The 2,756-nt window shown below is 44.0% G+C and carries 3 protein-coding genes; all 3 read left to right on the top strand.

Annotated elements, in window-relative coordinates; genetic code table 11:
* Nucleotides 1-761: 761 nt before the first annotated feature.
* The 3 genes from ACYVHB_RS32755 to ACYVHB_RS32745 all read left to right on the top strand — a co-directional run bounded on the left by ACYVHB_RS32755 (nucleotide 762) and on the right by ACYVHB_RS32745 (nucleotide 2,645).
* Nucleotides 762-1,577, top strand: coding sequence for an AraC family transcriptional regulator (locus ACYVHB_RS32755; protein ID WP_461056284.1), 816 nt, complete (start codon nucleotides 762-764; stop codon nucleotides 1,575-1,577).
* Between the two features lie 98 nt (nucleotides 1,578-1,675).
* Nucleotides 1,676-2,170, top strand: a complete 495-nt coding sequence (locus ACYVHB_RS32750; protein WP_461056282.1) for a hypothetical protein — start codon at nucleotides 1,676-1,678, stop codon at nucleotides 2,168-2,170.
* Nucleotides 2,171-2,279: 109 nt separating this feature from the next.
* Nucleotides 2,280-2,645 (top strand): FEKKY domain-containing protein, encoded by a 366-nt coding sequence (locus ACYVHB_RS32745; protein ID WP_461056280.1) that lies wholly within the window; start codon nucleotides 2,280-2,282, stop codon nucleotides 2,643-2,645.
* The last annotated feature ends 111 nt before the right edge of the window (nucleotides 2,646-2,756 follow it).

Raw genomic sequence — 2,756 nt, 5'->3', positions numbered from 1 at the left:
TGGAAGGTGATTTTACTGTACCAAAGAAGGACATTGCGTTCAAGGGCTTTGTTCACTTTATAGTAAGGCTTTACTATTTGTTCACAATGGCTACAGACCTTCCTGCTAAGTAGCTACCAGTATACTCGCCGTTATCTTTGCTTATCGAAATGACAAAATCAAGCCAATTAGTTGTCGGCCTGCTAACCGATCGACTCAAGACGGTATCATGAAAGCATCCGATAAAAGGAAATTCGTTATCCGCGAAACGTACCGCATTATTTTGCCAAAGTAGGCTCGGGTGATGGCCGATTATTAATGACTTTCCAGCCAGCGGGTAAAATGGAAGAGTTTTTCCAAAGAGTAAGCGAAGGGGCACTTAAAACGATGAGTGAAGCTGAACAGGATAAATTTCGAGAGGAGCATGGTTTTAAACGAGTAGGTCCTCCCAATCAACCAGTTAAAAAAGTAGCGTTGATGGCTAGTAGAGACAGATAGTTGTGCTTTATTTATTTGCCTCTTTTATCACTCTTTTTAGATTTCTTTTTTTAGTCTATTAACATATCCGTATTCATAGAACGAGTCTGGAAAAATTACAACAAACTGCCCCACAGTAAGTTAGTAACATTCTCAGACTCGTTCTATAACTAACTTTATGTAAAGAGATCAATTTAAGTGTAACTGATTTGTGGTTAATATACCTATTCTCACTTTTAGCCAATTTTTATCCCTAACTTCTCGTCTACTTTCGATTCACTAACGTAACCTGATAAGGGGGTCAAATGACGTTTCAGGAATTCACCCCATCGCCTGCCCTTCGTCCCTTCGTCGATCGGTTTTGGATCGTCGAAACCTTTGGCACGGATGTCCATCCAATGGAGCATGCGCTGACCCCAAATGGAATGGATGGGCTCATCTTCCTGTTTCAAACCGACAGACCTCAGATCATTTTAAGAGCTGATCGTAAACTTGAGCTGCCCACCAGCTATGGCTTGGTGCAGCCCCTCGAGCACTGGCGATTGCAGATCCCAACCCCTTGTGGCATTGCAGGCGTGTTCTTTAAGCCTGGTGTGCTCCATCGTTGGTTGCGCTATCCCATGCTTGAACTAACCAAACAACCCGTTGACTTGGAAGCACTTTGGGGTCGGCAAGTCACTCAGTTAACCGAACAATTAAGCGAACTGCCCAGCCAACGAGTTGCCCTTTTAGAGACTTTTCTAACCAAACGCTTACCGATTTTTACCCAACCCCTGACTACGGCCGATCACGCCATTCGCTTAATGGCCCAACAGCCAGCCAGTCAATCCATTCAATCCCTGGTTACCCAGTTAGGCGTGAGTCGCCAATTTCTGGCTCGCCAGTTTGCCCAGCAGGTAGGCATTAGCCCCAAGCAGTTCGGACGCATTGCTCGTTTCAATGCCTTACACCGCTTTATCGCTGGCCATCAACAACCCAATTGGTTGGATATGGTTTATCAGTTTGGCTATTACGACCAATCTCATCTGATTAAAGACTTTCGCCAGTTTATGGGTTGGTCCCCTTCGGACTATTTACAAGCCTCCACCCAGGCTGCGGACTTCTACGCCGGTCAGCCTTGACTAGTTTCCATTTTTACAATGCCAGTTAGAAGACGGATTTTATTTTTGGCTCACTAAGCCATTACTGAATCCTAATTGACCTTCTAATTTCATGTATCATGAAAACGGCATTGAGTGAACGAGTTTTCCTGCTCTATTTGCTTTTAACCTTTTATTGCTTTGGGGCAGCCATGATGAATGAGTTTGTCGAATACCAAAGCTGGGCTGATTTGGGACAGTACATCTCAGCGAGTGATTTTGGTAAATGGCATGCTGCGACCAGTCAAACGATGATTCCTTTCTTGGTGCTACCTATGGCCTTACTAACCCTGGTGGCCATTTCGTTGATCTGGTTTTTGCCCTCCACGATTCCGAGGTGGATGCTTTGGATTGTCTTAGGTTGCCATATTATTGCCTGGCTTTCTACTATCCTGATTCAGGTACCAATTGAGCTGCAATTTGATCAGCAGGGTTATTCCGGCCCGTTGATGCAACGATTACTAACTACTGATTGGATTCGCAAAGGGGCTTTTTTTGTAGAAATACCCGTTGCCCTTTGGATGGTTTCCTACTTTCTAAACCGAGCCCGTACGCCTTCTAAAGTTGAGGTCTGATTGGGGATTTGTTAACGCTGAATGTGTTCTATAAGTCAATTTATGTTAAGAAATCTTAACGGTAAGTACAACACCCTATCTAATCGTGTTACCTATCTAAAATCATATCATGGTCACTCAATTAGCCAGTAGCATCTTACTTCTTCTACTAACCAGCATCGGCGGTATGCCTGGGCAGAGCTTGAAGCGTTGTGCATCTTATAACCCATCGGTAGCTCAACAAGACATCGCCAGCAGTAAGCCCAGACTACTCTTACAAGGTGGAATTGCACCGGTTAGGCGCGCTGAAGATTCATCCATTGAGAAGCAGTTTGGTTTTGTGTATGAGGATTTTGGATGTGTAAAACCAGCAGACGATAGCTGTCTACAAGAGTACAGCCAAGTTGTATTTACCTACTTAGATAAGAAATATGGAACAGCTTGGCGGGCTAAAGTAAGAAAAGACGTTTTGTTTCTAACCGTCTTTCCTCAATAGCCTGACTAACGGTGCTCGTATGCTACTGGAATAGGTTTACAAAGGGGAACAAAACTGATTATCAGCTTGGTATTGCACATTTCCGTACCGAACTTTTTTATACGGATACCA

This window comes from Spirosoma arcticum (assembly GCF_054779955.1).
Note: the sequence above shows the minus strand (reverse complement) of the source record. Positions and strands in the feature narration are given on the sequence as shown.

Coding starts and splice junctions, on each gene's coding strand:
- ACYVHB_RS32755 (WP_461056284.1), top strand. CDS start 762: ATGACGTTTCAGGAATTCACCCCATCGCCTGCCCTTCGTCCCTTCGTC.
- ACYVHB_RS32750 (WP_461056282.1), top strand. CDS start 1,676: ATGAAAACGGCATTGAGTGAACGAGTTTTCCTGCTCTATTTGCTTTTA.
- ACYVHB_RS32745 (WP_461056280.1), top strand. CDS start 2,280: ATGGTCACTCAATTAGCCAGTAGCATCTTACTTCTTCTACTAACCAGC.